At 60.4% G+C, this 17,164-nt stretch carries 16 protein-coding genes; 5 read left to right on the plus strand and 11 right to left on the minus strand.

Annotated elements, in window-relative coordinates:
* Window positions 1-245: 245 nt before the first annotated feature.
* Window positions 246-914, plus strand: a complete 669-nt coding sequence (locus ACI2KS_RS20815; protein ID WP_404622884.1) for a DUF1190 domain-containing protein — start codon at window positions 246-248, stop codon at window positions 912-914.
* A 6-nt stretch (window positions 915-920) separates the two neighbouring features.
* Here ACI2KS_RS20815 and ACI2KS_RS20820 read toward each other — a convergent pair whose 3' ends face one another.
* Both ACI2KS_RS20820 and ACI2KS_RS20825 read right to left on the minus strand, forming a co-directional pair.
* The gene (locus ACI2KS_RS20820) at window positions 921-1,595 is read right to left on the minus strand and encodes an anti-sigma factor domain-containing protein (protein ID WP_404622885.1); all 675 of its coding nucleotides are present in this window, start codon (window positions 1,593-1,595) and stop codon (window positions 921-923) included.
* Complete coding sequence (locus ACI2KS_RS20825; protein WP_404622886.1) at window positions 1,592-2,230, minus strand: sigma-70 family RNA polymerase sigma factor; 639 nt, start codon at window positions 2,228-2,230, stop codon at window positions 1,592-1,594. The genes ACI2KS_RS20820 and ACI2KS_RS20825 overlap by 4 nt, the downstream gene beginning before the upstream one ends.
* Before the next feature lie 234 nt (window positions 2,231-2,464).
* On the opposite strand from ACI2KS_RS20825, the gene ACI2KS_RS20830 reads away from it, so the two are divergent.
* Both ACI2KS_RS20830 and ACI2KS_RS20835 read left to right on the plus strand, forming a co-directional pair.
* Entirely contained in the window at window positions 2,465-3,016 is a 552-nt protein-coding gene (locus ACI2KS_RS20830) for a DUF2780 domain-containing protein (RefSeq protein ID WP_404622887.1), read from the plus strand.
* 91 nt (window positions 3,017-3,107) lie between these two features.
* The gene (locus ACI2KS_RS20835) at window positions 3,108-3,608 is read left to right on the plus strand and encodes an ATP-dependent zinc protease (protein ID WP_404622888.1); all 501 of its coding nucleotides are present in this window, start codon (window positions 3,108-3,110) and stop codon (window positions 3,606-3,608) included.
* Window positions 3,609-3,677: 69 nt separating this feature from the next.
* Here ACI2KS_RS20835 and ACI2KS_RS20840 read toward each other — a convergent pair whose 3' ends face one another.
* From ACI2KS_RS20840 to ACI2KS_RS20875, 8 genes are all read right to left on the minus strand, one after another.
* Window positions 3,678-4,307: a glutathione S-transferase family protein gene (locus tag ACI2KS_RS20840; RefSeq protein ID WP_404622889.1), complete on the minus strand. Its 630-nt coding sequence runs from the start codon at window positions 4,305-4,307 to the stop codon at window positions 3,678-3,680.
* Between the two features lie 116 nt (window positions 4,308-4,423).
* Complete coding sequence (locus tag ACI2KS_RS20845) at window positions 4,424-4,621, minus strand: hypothetical protein (protein WP_404622890.1); 198 nt, start codon at window positions 4,619-4,621, stop codon at window positions 4,424-4,426.
* Window positions 4,618-5,751, minus strand: coding sequence for a PepSY-associated TM helix domain-containing protein (locus ACI2KS_RS20850; RefSeq protein ID WP_404622891.1), 1,134 nt, complete (start codon window positions 5,749-5,751; stop codon window positions 4,618-4,620). Before ACI2KS_RS20850 ends, ACI2KS_RS20845 begins: the two co-directional genes overlap by 4 nt.
* A gap of 83 nt (window positions 5,752-5,834) precedes the next feature.
* The gene (locus ACI2KS_RS20855) at window positions 5,835-8,270 is read right to left on the minus strand and encodes a TonB-dependent siderophore receptor (RefSeq protein ID WP_404622892.1); all 2,436 of its coding nucleotides are present in this window, start codon (window positions 8,268-8,270) and stop codon (window positions 5,835-5,837) included.
* A gap of 336 nt (window positions 8,271-8,606) precedes the next feature.
* A complete protein-coding gene (locus ACI2KS_RS20860; RefSeq protein WP_404622893.1) occupies window positions 8,607-9,596 on the minus strand; it encodes a FecR domain-containing protein in 990 nt (329 codons plus the stop codon).
* On the minus strand, window positions 9,593-10,111 hold the full coding sequence (locus tag ACI2KS_RS20865) for an RNA polymerase sigma factor (RefSeq protein ID WP_404622894.1): 519 nt from the start codon (window positions 10,109-10,111) through the stop codon (window positions 9,593-9,595). The genes ACI2KS_RS20860 and ACI2KS_RS20865 overlap by 4 nt, the downstream gene beginning before the upstream one ends.
* A gap of 249 nt (window positions 10,112-10,360) precedes the next feature.
* The gene (locus ACI2KS_RS20870; RefSeq protein ID WP_404622895.1) at window positions 10,361-11,080 is read right to left on the minus strand and encodes a PolC-type DNA polymerase III; all 720 of its coding nucleotides are present in this window, start codon (window positions 11,078-11,080) and stop codon (window positions 10,361-10,363) included.
* A gap of 14 nt (window positions 11,081-11,094) precedes the next feature.
* Entirely contained in the window at window positions 11,095-13,029 is a 1,935-nt protein-coding gene (locus ACI2KS_RS20875) for a putative nucleotidyltransferase substrate binding domain-containing protein (protein ID WP_404622896.1), read from the minus strand.
* Between the two features lie 236 nt (window positions 13,030-13,265).
* Here ACI2KS_RS20875 and ACI2KS_RS20880 point away from each other — a divergent pair, with 236 nt between their 5' ends.
* On the plus strand, window positions 13,266-13,712 hold the full coding sequence (locus ACI2KS_RS20880) for a response regulator (RefSeq protein ID WP_404622897.1): 447 nt from the start codon (window positions 13,266-13,268) through the stop codon (window positions 13,710-13,712).
* Between the two features lie 198 nt (window positions 13,713-13,910).
* On the opposite strand, the gene ACI2KS_RS20885 is transcribed toward ACI2KS_RS20880, so the two are convergent.
* On the minus strand, window positions 13,911-16,088 hold the full coding sequence (locus ACI2KS_RS20885; protein WP_404622898.1) for a malate synthase G: 2,178 nt from the start codon (window positions 16,086-16,088) through the stop codon (window positions 13,911-13,913).
* 495 nt (window positions 16,089-16,583) lie between these two features.
* On the opposite strand from ACI2KS_RS20885, the gene ACI2KS_RS20890 reads away from it, so the two are divergent.
* Window positions 16,584-17,102, plus strand: coding sequence for a glycine cleavage system protein R (locus ACI2KS_RS20890; RefSeq protein ID WP_404622899.1), 519 nt, complete (start codon window positions 16,584-16,586; stop codon window positions 17,100-17,102).
* Window positions 17,103-17,164 lie beyond the last annotated feature (62 nt).

Below are 17,164 nucleotides of genomic sequence, written 5' to 3' on the forward strand. Positions count from 1 at the left end.
CTACTGTCAGAAATGACAGTTTCCTGGATCGATTTGAAATAACCGTTATTCCAAAGGCCATCGCTGTTGAGCATGCATCGACGGCTCGGCCGGCCCAGATGTGCTCACCGTAAGCTGGAGCCTTGGCTGGCGTAGGATCTTTCCGTATTTCCAGGTGGAATCTTTGAATTCCGTTCCCGCTTGTGTCGAGGAGCGTTTCTACGTGCTATTTGTCCCGCCGGGTTTTTTCAGGTCGCGGGTGGTACATGTTTGTTGAGGTATCAAAAAAAACGGTTTCGGCCTGGATCGGGATGTGTCTGGTTGCAGTGCCAGCCATGCTGGCGAGTGCTGAACTGGAGGCAAGCGAGCAGCGCTGGGTTTCCTCGTCGGTTTTCTTCGAGAACGCCAACGCCTGCAAGTGGGCAGGAATGCCCGATCGGATCTGCCAGTCCGGCTATCGTTCAGCGTACCGCCAGCATGTCCGGATCACGCCGGCATATCAGCACAAGACCGACTGCGAAGCCGACTTTGTCGCGGGTGAATGCGTCGTCAGCGAGGTGTCTGGTCTGTGGGCGCCGTGGCTATCGGGGTTTTCCCTGATCACCCAGGCGCAGCTGCCATCATCCTCCAGGCAGTCTCAGCGTCAAACGCCAATGCAGCACCTCAACAGATCATGGTGGCAGCATTTGCAAGGGGCGACGCAATCGGCTGAGGCAACCACCCAAGTTCGATATTTCAGCGAGCCGCTGTACTGGGAGCGTGATCATCAGGGCGCAATCCGCCTGACAACGCTGCGGGAGAAACTGCGCAACGGCGAGCAATTTGCCCATGCATTCATTCGCCGCCCGCCCGTTCAGGCGGGGTCGGCGCTTTGGACACGTCAGCTTGCGCGGCTGTTCGAACCGCAGAGGCTGGTTGACGTTGCAGCCCCCTGACCGGCGCTACAGCGATGCCAACTGGCCTTTGTACAGGATTGGCCCGGTCGGTTTACCCGTCGGCGACCCGCCTTTGGGTTCCAATGTGATCGCCATGGTCGTTTGTGAGCCCAGCAACTGGCGCTGACTGGCGCTCAGTTCGACGCGGCCCTTGCCGTCATCCGGAATCACGCCCAGCGAGACCGGAACCCCGTCTGCGGGAATGGCCCACAACTCCAGGCTACGGCCCGACTCGACTGACGCGACGGTGACCGGCTCGACTTTCAGATAGTGGTCGAAGGCCTCCACGGTCAGCGCCGGTTGTTGGTTGCCTGCCAGAAGGGTGGCATTGAACTCGGCTTTGTCGCGGTTGTAGATCACGCCCACGATAACCGCGACCAGCAGCGAGCAGGCCGCGGCGGTCAGGCGCATCCAGCTCCAGAATGGTAATTTTTCCGGCACATGCAACTGCTGCGGTTCGATACGCGCGACGATGTGCTGCCATACCCGCTCCGGTACCGGTTGCGGTGCCAGCGACGACGTCAGCCCGACCAGGCTTTGTTGCCACTGTGCGACCTCGGCACGTAACAGGGGATCATCCAGCAGCAGGTTTTCGAAGCGCCGGCGCGCCGTAGAGGGCATCAGGCCGATGGAATAGTCGGCGGCCAGGGCGCGGCGCAGTTCAGGTTGGCGATAATTCATGATTCCAGACACCTGCGCAGGCGCTCCATGCCCCGACGTATCCACGACTTTACGGTGCCCAGCGGCGCGGCCAATTGAATGACCAGATCGCCGTGGGAGGCACCATGAAAGTACGCGGTGATGATGGACTGACGCTGCATGCCTTCGAGGGTGTCGAGGCAGCGTTGCAATGCGCTGGCATCGCGCTGGCCTTCCATTTGTTCATGCGCCGACGCCGACGGATCGAACAGTGCCTGGGCCTGTTCATCGGTCAGCGGTTCTTCGCGATGTTTGCGCAGCTGGTCAATGGCCTTGTTGCGCGTGATGCTGATCATCCAGGTCATCGGCGCCGAAAGATTCGCATCGTATTGCGAGGCGCTGTTCCAGATCCGCACGAAGGCCTCCTGCACGATGTCTTCTGCCTGGTCACGATGACCCATGCAACGCAGAGCGACGGCGAACAGGTGTCCGGAAACCTTGCGGTAGAGGCTTTCGAAAGCGCGGCGGTTGCCCAGCGAGCATTGAGCGAGCAGCTGGCGGAGGTCATCGGCGTCGACGGAGGAAATAGGCATACTCCAGACATGGGAACGACGGCGAGCACGCTGATCGCCAGAATGCTGGCAGGTTAGTCCAGGTTGCGCCGCAGTTCCAACCACGTTTTTTTACTCACCCTAGGGAAAATGAAAACCACCGGCCATCGGGCGGCAGTTCGCTGAAGTCACTGTTCGTGCAAGCAATACGTTGCCCGCTGCAAAGTGGATGCAGCGTACCCGCGGATATATAGAAGCCGGCCGGCGTGTCGGAACTTCCCGCCCGGCAGTGGTCCAACGCGTGTTTACCCGGCCATGGCCGGTTCTTTGGATAACGAGGTCGCCTGGATGAAAGTTTCGATGAAAAACGCACGCAATGCTGCATTGGCGACGTTGATGGCGCTGGCGGCGATGCCAGTCCTGGCTTTCAACCTGAACGATGCGGCAAACGCCGTTTCCAACGCCACCGGAGGTCAGCAGAAGGCTACCGCAGCGCCTGAGGCGGCTGGCCTGCTGAACTCGCTGGGCACGCAATTGAACGTCACCCCGCAGCAGGCGGTGGGCGGCACCGGCGCCTTGTTGGGGCTGGCCAAGAACAAGCTTTCCGGCAATGACTACTCGAGCCTGAGCAAATCGGTGCCTGGGCTCGATCAACTCTCCGGCACCTCCGCACTAGGCAGCCTGGGTGGTCTGGGCGGCATGTTGGGCGGTTCTGGCAGCAGCAATACGGCCGTCAGCAGCGCGCTGGGCAATGTGCAGAGCATGGGCGATGTGAACAAGGCGTTCAGCGCCCTTGGCATGGACAGTGGCATGGTCGGCCAGTTTGTACCGGTGATCCTGCAGTATCTGGGGCAGCAGGGCGCGAGCGGTTCGGCGCTGTCGGCGTTGAGTGGGGTTTGGGGCGCCAAATAGGCACCTGGGTCAGTTCACGCCTACAAAGGGCATGCGTCTGACGTATAGAATCGGGCTCATGCCTGCCCATCCATTGCGAGGAATCTGCTACGTGAAATCCCTTATGGCGCTTCTGTCTTTGCTGGCGTTGCCTGTCATGGCCGCTGAACCGACGTTGTATGGTCGCTACGAGTACATTCAGGTCGGCGAGTTTGGCGAGACCTTCAAGGCCAAGATGGACACCGGGGCGCTGACCGCTTCGCTGTCGGCCAAGGACATCGAACTGTTCAAGCGCGATGGCGATGACTGGGTCCGCTTCCGGCTGGCGACCAAGGATGCAGACAACAAGGTTTACGAGCACAAGGTTTCGCGCATCAGCCGCATCAAGGGCCGATCTGACGGTGAGGACGAAGACGAGCCGGTCGATCCGACCAAACGCCCGGTGGTGGATCTGGAACTGTGCCTGGGCAACGTCAAACGCACGGTCGAGGTCAATCTGGTCGACCGCAGTCATTTCAACTACCCGTTGCTGATCGGGGCCAAGGCGCTTCGTGAGTTTGGCGCAGCGGTCAATCCGGCACGTCGCTACATCGCCGACAAACCCGAATGCTGATGAACGTCCAGGTGGATCCGGCGCCCGGATGCACCTGGCGCAGTCGCCTCTTGCGGGAGGGAAGCCTGATCAAGCTGGCGGTTGCGTCTCCAGCATTGACGGGCGCTGGCTGACTTCGTAATACCAGCTGGCCAGCCGCGGGAAGCTGCTGCGCCAGCTCAGGTCGGGTTGGCGCAAGTCCAGATAGCCCAGGGCGCAGGCCAGGCTGATCGACGCGATGTCGAAATGGGCACTGAGTTCGGTCAACGCCTCGGTTTCAAAGTACGCCAGCGAGCGCAAGATCTTCTCGCTCTGGCTGTCCAGCCACTCGCCCCAGCGCTTTTCCTGCGGTCGAAAAAACGTCTCATAGCGGATGAGCACCGCCGCATCGAGCACTGCATCGGCGAGTGAGGCCAGGGTCAGGCGTCTCCAGCGCGCCGGGCCCTGGCGCGGAATCAGGGGGTTGGCGCAGTGTTGATGGTCGAGGTAATCGAGAATCACCCGACTGTCATGAATCACGTTGTCATCGGCCAGGCACAGGGCCGGAATCTTCCCGCAGGGGTTTTCGTGGCACAGGTCACTGTTGACAGTAACCGGGCTGACGGCCACCGGCTTGAGGTTGACGCTGAGTGTCTGCCCCGTTTCATACAGCACAATCAGCACCTTGCGCGCGAACGGCGACGCGGCGTGGTAATACAGCGTCATGCTGGGAGACGACATGGACATTCCTCTGTTCGGTCTGGGCCTTAGACTAGTCAGGGCCAGAACGCCGTGCAATGTCCTGCTTCACATTGCGCGACAGCCACCCGCAGGGGGATGTTTGAGCGCAGGATTGCTCAGTTCGACGTGCGCCGCCGCACCATCAAGCCCTTGACGCTCAACCACGCCGGAATCCCCAGACCGACCCAGGACAATACATCCCAGCCGTCATCGCCCAGCAGCGCGGCGAACAGGCCGGCTGCGGTCAGTGCTGCAATCCAGACCGGCTTGGCAAAGGTTCTCCAGAACGCCGCGTGTTTCTTGTGCCGGGTCATGCTGGCTCCACCGCCTGTCTTACCTTGACCGTGGCAGCGGCACGTCGGCGCACCCACCACAGGTAGACGCCGCTGCCCAGCACGATGATGGTGAGTACATCCAGCACGCCCCAGAGGATTTTCATCGGCATACCGCCGTAATCGCCAAAATGCAGGGGCTGCGACAACAGCAGTGCATCCATGTACCAGGGGCTGCTGACAATGGCAGTCACGGTCAGGTCCTTGGCATCGATCAGGACTGGCGTCAGCAGATGTGAAGTCAGATGCGTATCGCCCTTCATGAACACCGCATAGTGGTGCTCACTGGAAAAACGCGAGCCGGGAAACGCGATGAACGAAGGTTCGGTGCCCGGTACGGTGGCCTTGGCAATCTCCAGCAAGCGCGTGGCCGGTGCCCGGTCGGTGAGCGGCGGGGCATCACGATAGGGGGCGACCATCGCGGCCAGCGCATCGTCGCGCCATTGAGCGATGACCAGGTCCGCGCAGGCATTGAGCACGCCGGTGAGGCCGACCACAAAGGTCCAGGTCAGCGTCACCACACCGATCAGGTTGTGCAAATCCAGCCAACGCACGCGGGTCGATTTGTGCGGCCGTACCGTGGCGAAATCCAGCCGCCGCATGAACGGCGCGTACAGCACCACGCCGGAAATGATCGCCAGGGCAAACAGCAGCCCCATGAAGGCCAGCAGCAACTTGCCCGGTAATCCGGCATACATGTCCACATGCAGGCGCAGCATGACCATCATGAAGCCGCCATTGGCCGATGGCGTCTCCACGGCTTGCCCGGTGCGCGCATCGAGCATGAAGGTATGCGTATCGTTGGGGTCGCCGCCCGCCGTTTTGCCCATGAACGCGTACATGCCATTGGGCTCGTCCTCGTCCCAGCCGAAGTACTGCACCACTTCTTCCGGACGATGCGCCTGAGCGGCAGCGACCAGTTGTTGCAGGTCCATGCGCGGGGTGTCGGCCGGCATTTGCTTGAGCTGCGGGGCGTCGCCCAGTAGCTCATCGATCTCGTGGTGGAACACCAATGGCAAGCCGGTGATCGCCAGCATCAGCAGGAACAGGGTGCAGATCAGGCTGGTCCAGGTGTGGATGAACGACCAGCGGCGGATGGTTTGGCTCTTCATGGCGCAGGTACCGGGTTAAGCGAAAGCAAAAAGGGCCGCTGTTACGAGCGGCCCTTGTTTTTCAGCGCTAGGAGTTTAAACGATTACCATTTGTAGTCCACGCTTGCGAGCACGCTACGACGATCGCCGTAGTAGCAGTAGAAGCCGTCGCAGGTGGAAACGTATTCCTTGTCGAACACGTTGTTGGCGTTGACCGACACGCTGACACCCTTGAGCGAGTTGCTCATACGGCCCAGGTCGTAATGAACGGCTGCGTCATACACGGTGTAAGGGTTGCTGTGACCATAGTTTTTGTCGGCCACGAAGCCGTAGCTGCCAATCGCGATGTTGTCGGTGTCGCCGACGTAACGGGCGCCGAAGCCCAGGCCGAAGCCATCGAGCAGGCCGGTGTGCCAGGTGTAGTCACCCCAGATCGACGCCTGGTTTTCAGGTGTCAGCGGCAGTGGACGATTCTTGTCCAGCGGGTCGGTGACTTTGGTCATCTTGCTGTTGGCGTAGGTGTAGGACGCCGTCACTTTCAGGTTGTCGGTGACGTTGCCCACCGCTTCGAGCTCGAAGCCACGCACCTTGGCTTCCCCCAATGGACGCTGCACGCCCAGGGTGTCGCTCAGTACGATGTCGCTGCGGGTCAGGTCGTACGCCGCAGCGGTGAACATGATGTCGCTGCCCGGTGGCTGGTATTTCAGACCCACTTCGTACTGCTTGCCGGTGCCTGGCTTGAAGGCAACGCCATTGGCACCGCCCTGTTCGGCCTGGAACGATTCGGCGTAGGAAACGTACGGAGTGAAGCCGGAATCAAAAACGTAACTCAGTGCTGCGTTGCCCGTGAAGGCGCTGTCGGTCCGGTCATCGCTTTGATCGGAGTTGTAGAACTTCGACTGGGTCTTGAGCAGGTCCTGACGACCGCCGAGGGTCAGGCGCCAGTTATCCAGGGCAATCTGGTCCTGGAAATAAGCGCCGATGTCGTCGGTCTTCTGGTTGTAATCCTGATAGGCCGTGTATGCGACGTTACTGAAGTCCTGACCATAGATCGGGCGAGCGATGTTGCTGGTAGGCGCGTTGCCGTATTGCCATTTGTAATTGTGGTTGACGCGCTGGTAGTCCACGCCCAGCAACAGGGTATGCTTGAGCACGCCGGTGTCGAAGTCGGCCTGGAAATTGTTGTCCAGGGCGAACTGGCTGATGTCTTCATTCACGACGTTGGCACCACGCTGGACAGTGCCATCATCGGATACTGAACCGAAGTAGCCGCCCGCCGTGATGCCCTGGAAGGACAAGTCGCTCTTGGTGTAGCGCAGGTTCTGCTTGAACTGCCAGACATCGTTCAGGCGGTGTTCAAAGGCATAGCCCAGTGCGTAGTAGGTCTTGTCGTAGAACTCCCAGTCCGGGTCTCCGAGATTCTCGTGGTATTTCACCCGCCCGACCGCGGAGGGGTATTTGGTGCCCTGGATCGGCAGGAACTGGCTGGTGATACCGGTATCGTCACGGTTGAACTGAGTCAGCAAGGTCAGTTTGGTGTCCGGATCTATGTTCCAGGTCAGGCTGGGGGCGATGTTGTAGCGCTTGTCGTCGATGTGCTCGACCGAAGTACCGCTGTCACGGACCACGCCGCTGACGCGGTATTCGAAGTTGTCGGCATCATCGATCTTGCCGGTGCTGTCGAAGCTGATCTGTTTGCGATTGTAGCTGCCGACCTGGACCTGAACTTCGTGACTGGCCTGGGCTTCGGGGCGGCGGCTGACCATGTCCAGCAGGCCGCCTGGAGGCGTCTGGCCGTAAACCGATGAGGCCGGGCCACGGAGCAGGGCGACGCGGTCCAGGTCCCAGGTTTCCATTTTCGGCATGACGTACGCGCCTTTTGGCAGGGGCAAGCCGTCGAGGAACTGCGTGGGTTCGAAGCCGCGCACTTTCAACCACTCAGCGCGACTGTCGCTGCCGTAGCTGCTGGCGACGACGCCCGGCATGTAGCGCACCGCATCATCGAGGTTCTGCACGGCGCGATCTTGCATCTGCTGGCGGGTGGCGACGGAGATCGAACGCGGTGCTTCGATCAGCGCGGTATCGGTCTTGGTGCCGGAGGCAGTGCGCGTCGCCGCGTAGGTATCGGTAGGACCCCACGCGCTTTCAACGCCGTCCTGACGCCCCTGGATACTGGTTTCCGGCAGTGCCATCACGCCTTCAGGCGCGGCGACGAGGCTATAGGTGCCTGCGGACGTCTGGGTCAATTGCAGACCCGTGCCACGCAATGCCTGCGCCATCGCACCCGGCGCATCGAACTGACCCTGAACCGGTGCCGAGGTACGACCGGCGGCCAGCGACGGATCCAGCGACAGCGCAAGCCCGGCCTGGCTGGCGATCTGGGTCAATGTCGTGGACAACTGCGCTGCCGGCAGGTTGTAGGCGCGAACGCTGGACGTCTGCGAGGCCGCCATCAGCTGCGTGCTTGCCAGGGGCGCGGCGATTGCAACGGCAACGGCCAGCAGGCTCGGTCGCAGAAGGGTTTGAAGCGTGCGGGACATGGGCGGCTCCTGAATGGAAAATGTTCTCATTGCCTATGAGCCGAGCGAGATCTGAAAAGTGATAGGGTTAATCGAAAATAATTTAGATTTACAATTTTGAACCGTTTCGATAATTCTGCGGCGCGCGTCATGTGCTTTTGATTCTGGCCGCAGGCGTAGGAGCCAGCTTGCTCACGATCTGTCGGGCACCGGCAGTAAACCGGTGCACCCCGGTCCGTCAGCAGGCCCTATATTTCACGGCTTGCTGCCGGTGCCCGGCAGATCGTCGGCAAGGTGCAGCGCCACCCCGGCGGACTCCCACGCCCTTCGGGCAGAATCGAATCGTGCGAACCCTGATCAGAGTTTGCTGGTTGGCTTTTCCGCGTTGCCGACCACCGTTACCCACCAATGCGTGCGTTGTTCGATGGCCACGGGCAAGGTCGGCGTCAGGGCCTTCAGGGCGAGGTCCGTGTCGTTGAGCGGGAAGCTGCCGGTGATGCGCAGGTCAGCCACTTCCGGCGCCACTCCCAGATGCCCCTGGCGATAACGACCCAGTTCGGCGACGACCTCCCTGAGTGGTGCGTTATCGACCACCAGCATGCCCTGCATCCAGGCATCGGCGCCGGGAACGAGCGCGAGCATCGGGCCCAGGCCGTGACGCTGGATCAGCATCTGCTGACCCTCATGGAGAATCATTTCATTGCCGGAAATTTGCGGATGCGCGGCGACGGCCGATTGCAGCACGCTCAACAGGGTGCCGTCGTTCTGACGCTTGACCAGAAACTTCGTACCCAACGCACGCATTTGTCCTTCATCGGTTTCGACAATGAACGGCCTCGGGTCTTCATGGCTGCCGGTCTCGACGAAAATTTCGCCTTCCTGAAGAACCACCCGGCGCTGGTGGGCGTCGAATCGCACGTCCAGCGCGCTGTGAGTATTAAGGCGAATCAGAGTGTTGTCCGACAGGCGAATGGTGCGTTGCTCACCGGTCGCCGTGCGCTGATCCGCCAGCCAGTAGCTGACCGGCAAGAAGTGATCACCGAGTGCCAGGGTCAGACCCAGTGCAAGGGCGATACTGGCAACGCCGCGCCCGAATTTTCGCACGTGCCGACTGATACCTTCGCGAGAGCGCAGCAGCGCCGAGCGGGCAGGGCCCGTAGTACCTGCAAATCGTTGATCGAGCATGCCCAGCTGCATCCAGGCGCGGGCGTGCTCTTCGCTGGCGGCATACCACTTGGCGAACTCTTCACGTTCAGCCTCGCTGCCCTGGCCGCAATCCAGGCACAACTGCCAGGCGATGGCCGCGTCGAGTACATGGGAGGGTACCGGGCGGGTCGAGATGCTCATGTCGGCTCGCCGTACAGGGCGACATAGCATTGGCGCATGCCCTGGGCCAGGTACTGGCGTATGCGCGGTACCGAAACCCCGAGTTTCTCGGCGATTTCGGCATGGGGCATGCCGTCCAGACGGTTATACAAGAAGGCTGCCCGAGCCTTGCTCGACAACTTGCCTAGCAGGCGGTCGATGGCCTTGAGGTCTTCAAGGATCATTTGCTGCTCCTCGGGTGAGGGCTGTTCGCCTTCGGGGATCAGCATCAGCTCGGCAAGGTATGCCTGTTCCAGCGCTGCCCGACGGAAGTAATCGAACAATAGGCCCTTGGCCACAGACACCAGGAACGCCCGGGGTTCATGAGGCTCGTTCAGCTGAGCCCGGCCCAGCAGGCGCATGAAAGTGTCCTGGCTCAGATCCTCGGCGCGGTGTGGGCAGGCGACGTTACGTTTCAGCCAAGCCAGCAACCAGCTGCGATGGTCGCGATAGAGCGTTCCGACAAGCTGATGTTGAGGACTTTGAAGTGATGACACGTACGCACCAAGGAGAACAAAGTAACTAACGAGAATTATTCGCGATTGTGTCAGAGCCAATGAATGCTGGCAATTAGTCGTTATCACCAAGGGCCGAACGGCATAGTTTGCGTAGGAAAAATCTAGAGGCGACGAAGGGCATGCCGCAGGCCTCTATAAACAGTGCGGCTCACCGGCGGCAGCGGTTTTCGGGACTTAACTGCCGGCTAGCCATGCTGCTACAGCGGGCGGCGATGGACACAAGCTGCATCAAAACGAGTGCGATTGCTGCCTGCGTCGCCACTGCGCCAGGCATTGTTCCAGCCTGGCGGGGCTGTCCATCTGCTGGCGTCGGGCGTGACTGAAAAGGATCAACGCCAGTTCTGCGGTGACCAGGGCATCGGCGCTGGCGTGATGCCGTTCTTCTGCATGCAGGCCGAAGAATGCGGTCCAGTCGTCCAGACCCGCCTGTCGCAGGCATGCCTGAGGGCATAACAGCGGGGCAATTTCGGCCACGTCGAGAAAGGGATGCTGCAGGCGAAAGCCCAGGCTTTCCTTCAATGCGCGGCCGAGCATGTGTTCATCGAACGGCGCATGAAACGCCAGCAACGGGCTGTCGCCGACAAATTCCATGAAATCCAGCAGCGCCTCAATCGGCTCGCTGCCGGCGGCAATCGCGCTGGGCCCCAGCCCGTGAATCAGCACGCTGGGACTGAGTTTGTGGTCAGTGCGTAACAGCGTGCGCTCGAACTGCTGGCCCAGATCGATGGCGCCGTCCTCGATGACCACGGCGCCGATCGACAGCACCTGATCGCGGCTCATGTTCAGGCCACTGGTTTCCACATCCAGCACCACCCAGCGCTGTTGGCGCAGCGGCTGTTCGTTGAGCACAGCAGCGCGCGGCAGCGTGTCCAGGCGCTGCAGTTGTTCGCAGGTCAGATCAGGCGTCTTGGCACGTCTGGATGGCTTGAGCCACTGAAACAGGTTCATGCGGGGTCTACCACTTACAGTTGATAACGCAGGGTCAGGCTGGTCTGCAGGCGCTGCGCCTGGCGGAACGATTCGCGCAGAATTCGCCGATCCAGATGGTTGAGTACATCAGGGTCGATACGGTTGGAATAGGGCAGGTTCTGACGGCTCTGTTGTTGGTGTTGCTGCATACGGGTCTGCTGGATGAAGTGATACGCCTCTTCATAGGCGGCGCCGTCCAACGGGTCGATGACTTCCCTGGCAACCAGCTGGCGCAGGCGCTCCAGGGTATTGTTGGCCTCCACACCGTTGGCCAGGGCGAGCAGACGGGCACCGTCGACGAACGGCGTCAGGCCTTGGGTCTTGAGGTCCAGGGTGTCTTTTTCGCTGCCTTTGCGTGCGACCACGAAATCCCTGAAACGTCCTACCGGTGGGCGCTGACGCAAGGCGTTGTCGGCCATCATGCGCTGGAACAGTTTGTTGTCCGCGACCTGGGCCAGGATGCTCTGACGCAATTGCGCGCCGCCGCTTTCATCGCCCCAGACCACGCGCAGGTCGAAGTAGATGCTTGACGACAACAGGTTTTCCGGTGTTGCCTCGCGAATGAACGAGCCAAAGCGCCGCGCCCACTCGACCCGAGACAGACACAGTTCTGGATTGCTGGCCATGATCCCGCCCTTGCACAGCGAGAACCCGCACTGCGCCAGGCTCTGATTGATGCGTTCGGCGATCGGTAGCAGCCGGCCGCGAATTTCGGCGGCGTCGGCGGCGTCCTTGGCCTCGAACAGAATGCCGTTGTCCTGATCGGTATAAAGCGTCTGCTCGCGCCGACCTTCGCTGCCAAAACACAGCCAGCTGAACGGGATACCGGGATCGCCTTTTTCTTCAAGCGTCAGCTCGATGACCCGACAGACCATGTGATCGTTGAGCAGGGTGATGATCTGGGTGATCTGGGTCGACGACGCGCCGTGGGCCAGCATGCGGTCCACCAGCTGCACGATGTCCCCGCGCAGGTTGCTCAGCGAATCGATGCGCGGGGCAGAACGGATGGTGCGCGCCAGGTGCACCAGATCCACCCGTTGCAGGGAAAACAGATCGCGCTCCGACACCACGCCACACAGACGCTGATCCTTGACCAGGCAAACGTGGGCGATATGCCGTTCGGTCATGGCGATGGCTGCATCGAACGCACTGGCATCGGGGCTCAGGTAAAAGGGCGCCTGAATCATGCTGTGATGAATCGGCTGGCCGAAGTCTGCATTCACATCCGCCACCACCTGGCGCAGATCGCGCAGGGTAAAGATCCCCAGCGGGGCCTTGGCATCGTCAACGATGACGATGCTGCCGACCTGCTGTTCATCCATCTGCCTGACGGCCTCGCGCAGCGGTGTTTCAGGCGAGCAGGTGACCGGATGCCGCATCGCCAGCTCACCCAGCCGGGTATTGAGCGAGTACTGCGTACCCAGTGTTTCCACCGCCTTCTGCTTTACTTGCTGATTGACCTGTTCCAACAGGCTGCTGACACCGCGCAGGGCGAAGTCGCGGAAGCTGCTGGAGAGGGCGAAAAGCTTGATGAACGCCTGTTTGTTCAGCTGCAGGCAGAAGGTGTCCTCGGCCGCCAGGTGCTCGGTGCGCGTGGCGCGTTCACCCAAAAGGGCGGCCAGCGGAAAACATTCACCGGTGGTGATTTCGAATGTGGTTTCGGTGCCGCCTTTGGCCGAATGTGGGCGTTCACCGACCACCCGACCCTGTTTGACGATGTAAAAGTGCTCTACTGGCCCATCGCCAGGCTTGATGATGCTCTCATCCGTAGCGTAGAAACGCAGCTGACACTGTTCGACCAGGTACGCCAGGTGGGCGTTTTCCATCTGATTGAAAGGCGGGAATTTTTGCAGGAATTGCATCGTGCCGTGAATGTTCTGCAACACGGCTGTCTTGCCTGCCTGGGTGAAAGCGTCCGCTTTGCTCATGACCGATACCGCTTGTTTTTATAGCGCCATGGTCGACCGCTTATCCGGTGATGCACATTGGACGTAAGTCTTAGGTGGAAGGAAAGGCGTTGGAGGACAACAGGCGGTGGTGTACAACCGCATCATTGTCCTGCGCGCAGAGGCCGGTCAGGCCTGGCATGAAGCCGACAAAGCGTGCAGCGTATTCAGTCTGTTTGCGCTGTCAGAATGAGAGTCGACAGGAAGATGAGACGGGTATGTTCGATCACAACATTTTGAGTGATGAGGAGCGCGAAGCCCTTAATGAGGTCATGCTCGCGCCTCCATCGCAATCGCCACAACGGGTGTTGATCGTCGATGATGACAAGGATGCTCGGGAAGTGCTCTCCGAAATCCTCAGTCTCAATGACATCAGCTGTATCACGGCGGCGGGTGGCACCAGCGCCATGCATTTGTTGCAAACCCGACCGTCCATTGCATTGTTGATTACCGATTTGCGCATGGCGCCATGCGACGGGCTGGACCTGATCCGTCAGGTTCGCGACTCGGACCGTGCGGCACTGCCGATCATTATCGTCTCAGGCGATGCCCACGTGCGCGACGCCATCGATGCGATGCACCTGAGCGTGGTGGATTTCCTGCTCAAGCCGATCAATACCAAGCAGTTGCTCAGATTGGTCAAGCGGGAATTGGGGATGAGCTAGACGCTGCGGGCCATTATAGGAGCCGGCTTGCTGGCGAATGCGATGCATCAGGCGACGTGACTGTGTCTGAGCCAGCCGATTGCCAGCAAGCCGGCTCCTACAGTGGTAGCCGCGTGTCAGTCACATCAAGGGTTTGCTGAGCCGAATAAAAAAGGCGGCGTGTCAGTCAGGCACGCCGCCTTTTTATTGGCCGGACTGTTACAACCCGTTCTTGGCCTTGAACTCGCGTCGACGGCGATGCAGCACAGGCTCGGTGTAGCCGTTAGGCTGTTTGGTGCCTTCGATCACCAGCTCGACGGCCGCCTGGAAGGCGATGTTGCTGTCGAAGTCCGGCGCCAGCGGGCGATAGAGCGAATCACCGGCGTTCTGACGGTCCACCACCGGCGCCATGCGCTTGAGGCTTTCCATCACTTTCTGTTCGCTGACCACGCCATGGCGTAGCCAGTTGGCGATGTGCTGGCTGGAAATGCGCAGGGTCGCGCGGTCTTCCATCAGGCCGATGTCGTTGATGTCCGGCACTTTGGAGCAGCCCACGCCCTGATCGATCCAGCGCACCACGTAGCCCAGGATGCCTTGGGAGTTGTTATCCAGTTCGTTCTGGATTTCCTCTGGCGTCCAGTGGGTGTTCGGCGCCAGTGGGATGGTCAGGATGTCGTCGACCGAGGCAGGCGTGCGCTGAGCCAGCTCGGCCTGCCGGGCGAACACGTCAACCTTGTGGTAATGCAGTGCGTGCAGTGCAGCCGCAGTCGGGGACGGGACCCACGCGGTGTTTGCGCCGGCCAGCGGGTGAGCGATTTTCTGCTCCAGCATGGCAGCCATCAGGTCCGGCATGGCCCACATGCCCTTGCCGATTTGCGCACGTCCTTGCAGACCGCACTTCAGACCGATATCGACGTTGGAGTTTTCGTACGCAGCGATCCACTTCTCGGCCTTCATCTGCGCCTTGCGCACGACGGGGCCGGCTTCCATTGAGGTGTGAATCTCATCGCCGGTGCGGTCCAGGAAGCCGGTGTTGATGAACACCACGCGCTCGCTGGCGGCCTGGATACACGCCTTGAGGTTGACCGTGGTGCGGCGTTCCTCGTCCATGATCCCGACTTTCAGGGTGTTGCGCGGCAGGCTCAGCACGTCTTCGATACGGCCGAACAGCTCGTTGGTGAACGCTGCTTCCTCAGGGCCGTGCATTTTCGGTTTGACGATGTACACCGAACCGGTACGGCTGTTGGCGCGTGAGGTGCCGCCATTGAGGTTGTGGATTGCCGCAAGGCTGGTCAGCAGGCCGTCGAGAATGCCTTCCGGTACTTCGTTGCCCTGGTTGTCGAGGATTGCATCGATGGTCATCAGGTGACCGACGTTGCGCACGAACAACAGCGAGCGGCCGTGCAGCGTGACAGCCTCGCCTTTGGGCGAGGTGTAGGCACGGTCAGCGTTCATGGTGCGGGTGAAGCTCGTGCCGCCCTTGGAGACTTCTTCGGACAGATCGCCCTTCATCAAGCCGAGCCAGTTGCGGTAGACAACCACTTTGTCGTCAGCGTCCACGGCGGCGATGGAGTCCTCGCAATCCATGATGGTGGTCAGCGCTGCTTCCATCAGCACGTCTTTGACGCCGGCTGCGTCGGTTTGGCCAACCGGGCTTGCGGCATCAATCTGGATTTCGAAGTGCAGGCCGTTGTGCTTGAGCAGCAGCGCGGTAGGGGCCGACGCCTCGCCCTGAAAACCGATCAGTTGCGCGTCGTCGCGCAGCCCGGTGTTGCTGCCGCCCTTGAGGCCGACAATCAGCACGCCATCGACCAGTTTGTAGTTCACCGAATCGACATGGGAACCGGCAGCCAGTGGCGCGGCTTCATCCAGGAAGGCGCGAGCGAAGGCGATCACCTTGTCACCGCGAACCTTGTTGTAGCCGCGGCCTTTTTCGGCGCCGCCCTCTTCGCTGATGGCGTCGGTGCCATACAAAGCGTCATACAACGAGCCCCAACGGGCATTCGACGCGTTCAGGGCGAAGCGCGCATTCATCACCGGCACGACCAGCTGCGGGCCGGCCATACGGGCGATTTCTTCGTCGACGTTTCGCGTCGTGATGGTGAAGTCCGCCGCTTCTGGCAGCAGATAACCGATTTCCTGCAGGAAAGCTTTGTATGCCGTGGCGTCATGGGCCTTGCCGGCATTGGACTGGTGCCAGGCATCGATGCGCGCCTGGAAGTCGTCGCGTTTGGCGAGTAGGGCTTTGTTCTTGGGTGCCAGCTCGTGGATCAGCTTGTCGGCACCGGCCCAGAACGCGGCTGCTTCAAGGCCGGTTCCAGGAAGGGCTTCGTTGTTCACGAAATCCAGAAGGACTTTGGCGACCTGAAGGCCACCGACTTGAACGTGTTCAGTCATTGCTTGCCTCACTCTGCTCAGCTATCTGCGCTTCAATCACGAGCGCTCTCTTGTTAAAAGCCATCGACATCACTGCTCACCCTGGCCAGATCATGCCATCGCTGGCGGCTGGGCCGGGGCCGGAGGGACCTGAAGGAAAGACGTTTGTGCGCTTTGCGAAACAGGTGTCAACGAGCGGCGGTGCCAAGTCAGGCATCGTTTCTACATCCAGGTGACATCTATGTAGTGAACGCTGGGGAATACTACATGATGAGTCGCGGTGTGAAAATCAGACTAAATATGTCACCGAGCGACTGATTTTTCACGACGGGTCACGTTGGGGTTAAGGATGTTCTCAAAAAACCCGTTAATTGTTCCAGAGAATTATTGAAATGGTACACAGATTGTTTCTCCCGGAAGCATTGATGCGGGCGTCATGGCCTTGCCTATACTTGCCCGATCGTCGCCCAGGCGGGTGAAGCGCGCCTATGACACGTAAAAAATGAGGAGTTTGCCGTGAATCATCTTATCGTCACCGTATTTGCCCCTGACCAACCCGGGCATGTCGAGCGGATCGCATCGTGCATTGCAGATCACGGTGGTAATTGGCTGGAAAGCCGCATGACTCATATGGCCGGGCAGTTTGCCGGGATTATTCGCGTGGACGTCCCGGACCAGGCGCAGACTGAATTGCGCCAGGCGCTGGGAGGATTGTCGGATTACGGGATCCGGGTGCAATTTGCTGAAATTGGCGTGGAAATTCCGGCGTCCCGCAAGCCAATCAGCATGGAGCTGGTGGGTAACGACCGACCGGGGATCGTCCGCGACGTGACACGCTTGCTGACCGGCCAGGGGGTCAACGTCGAGCAATTGGTGACCAATGTCGAGCCGGCGCCCATGAGCAGCGAAACCCTGTTCCGTGCCAACGCGGTGCTGGGATTGCCGCCAACGTTGTCACTCGAGGCGTTGCAGGAGTCCCTGGAGACGCTGGCGGATGAATTGATGGTGGAGTTGAAACTGAAAGCGGACGAGTGATTGCGGTGGGGTGCAAGGGCGCAGTTTGCAGGCAGTTATCCAGTTTTTCCCTGAACCTGCCT

This window comes from Pseudomonas sp. NPDC087358 (assembly GCF_044900785.1).
In the GTDB taxonomy this organism is placed as follows: domain Bacteria; phylum Pseudomonadota; class Gammaproteobacteria; order Pseudomonadales; family Pseudomonadaceae; genus Aquipseudomonas.

Excerpts from the sequence above, each read along its gene's own strand:
- ACI2KS_RS20830 (WP_404622887.1), top strand. The coding sequence starts at position 2,465 with ATGAAAAACGCACGCAATGCTGCATTGGCGACGTTGATGGCGCTGGCG.
- ACI2KS_RS20875 (WP_404622896.1), bottom strand. The coding sequence starts at position 13,029 with ATGAGCAAAGCGGACGCTTTCACCCAGGCAGGCAAGACAGCCGTGTTG.
- ACI2KS_RS20885 (WP_404622898.1), bottom strand. The coding sequence starts at position 16,088 with ATGACTGAACACGTTCAAGTCGGTGGCCTTCAGGTCGCCAAAGTCCTT.
- ACI2KS_RS20820 (WP_404622885.1), bottom strand. The coding sequence starts at position 1,595 with ATGAATTATCGCCAACCTGAACTGCGCCGCGCCCTGGCCGCCGACTAT.
- ACI2KS_RS20855 (WP_404622892.1), bottom strand. The coding sequence starts at position 8,270 with ATGTCCCGCACGCTTCAAACCCTTCTGCGACCGAGCCTGCTGGCCGTT.
- ACI2KS_RS20845 (WP_404622890.1), bottom strand. The coding sequence starts at position 4,621 with ATGACCCGGCACAAGAAACACGCGGCGTTCTGGAGAACCTTTGCCAAG.
- ACI2KS_RS20870 (WP_404622895.1), bottom strand. The coding sequence starts at position 11,080 with ATGAACCTGTTTCAGTGGCTCAAGCCATCCAGACGTGCCAAGACGCCT.
- ACI2KS_RS20880 (WP_404622897.1), top strand. The coding sequence starts at position 13,266 with ATGTTCGATCACAACATTTTGAGTGATGAGGAGCGCGAAGCCCTTAAT.
- ACI2KS_RS20850 (WP_404622891.1), bottom strand. The coding sequence starts at position 5,751 with ATGAAGAGCCAAACCATCCGCCGCTGGTCGTTCATCCACACCTGGACC.
- ACI2KS_RS20840 (WP_404622889.1), bottom strand. The coding sequence starts at position 4,307 with ATGTCGTCTCCCAGCATGACGCTGTATTACCACGCCGCGTCGCCGTTC.
- ACI2KS_RS20815 (WP_404622884.1), top strand. The coding sequence starts at position 246 with ATGTTTGTTGAGGTATCAAAAAAAACGGTTTCGGCCTGGATCGGGATG.
- ACI2KS_RS20860 (WP_404622893.1), bottom strand. The coding sequence starts at position 9,596 with ATGAGCATCTCGACCCGCCCGGTACCCTCCCATGTACTCGACGCGGCC.